The sequence below is a fragment of the Prosthecodimorpha staleyi genome (assembly GCF_018729455.1).
In the GTDB taxonomy this organism is placed as follows: domain Bacteria; phylum Pseudomonadota; class Alphaproteobacteria; order Rhizobiales; family Ancalomicrobiaceae; genus Prosthecodimorpha; species Prosthecodimorpha staleyi.
In genome coordinates, this window is the sequence record NZ_JAHHZF010000046.1 from 1 (window position 1) to 583 (window position 583).

Consider the following 583-nt stretch of genomic DNA (forward strand, 5'->3'; position numbering starts at 1 on the left):
GGATAGCAGTCGATGATGTTGAGCGAGGTCGCGAAGTCGGCCGCATGCTCGGCCGCGGCCTCGCGGTTGGTCGAGGGTGCGTCGACCACGGCCATGCAGTCGATGATCCGCGAGCAGACCGCGTCCATCGCGGTGATCACCGGATTGGCGGCATCGTCCGGTCGGCCGGCGGTATAGCCGGGCGCCAGGATGAGCCCCGGCTCGATCTTCAATTCGTCTTTCGCCTCCAGGAGCGCCCAGATGCCGGTCTTCGCCCCGGCCGAGCCGACGATCGAGCCCATCTCGGCGGCGAGCTTCGCGGCCGGATCGGTCAGCGTCGAATGCGCCACGCGCACGAAGGCGATGTCGGTATGGATGCCCTCGGACAGGATCTGGTTGATCGCATCGCGCGCCAGGCCGGCGCCGAGCGCCTCGATCGCCTCCGGATCGTCGGTGGCGAGCCGCACCGGTTCGTTCAGCGGAAAGGTTCCGTTGTCGGCCAGCGGCGCCGGCAGGCACATGCCGATGTAAGCGTCGTCCTCACCCCACCTTGACGGCCGAGGGTCGGTACACCCAGGGCATCAGCTCGTCGAGGCGGTTGTTG

1 pseudogene is annotated in these 583 nt (G+C 68.1%); it reads right to left on the bottom strand.

Going from position 1 to position 583, the window contains the following annotated elements:
* A pseudogene (locus tag KL771_RS28270) lies at window positions 1-500 on the bottom strand (phage tail sheath family protein); the annotation flags it as partial.
* Window positions 501-583: the final 83 nt, after the last annotated feature.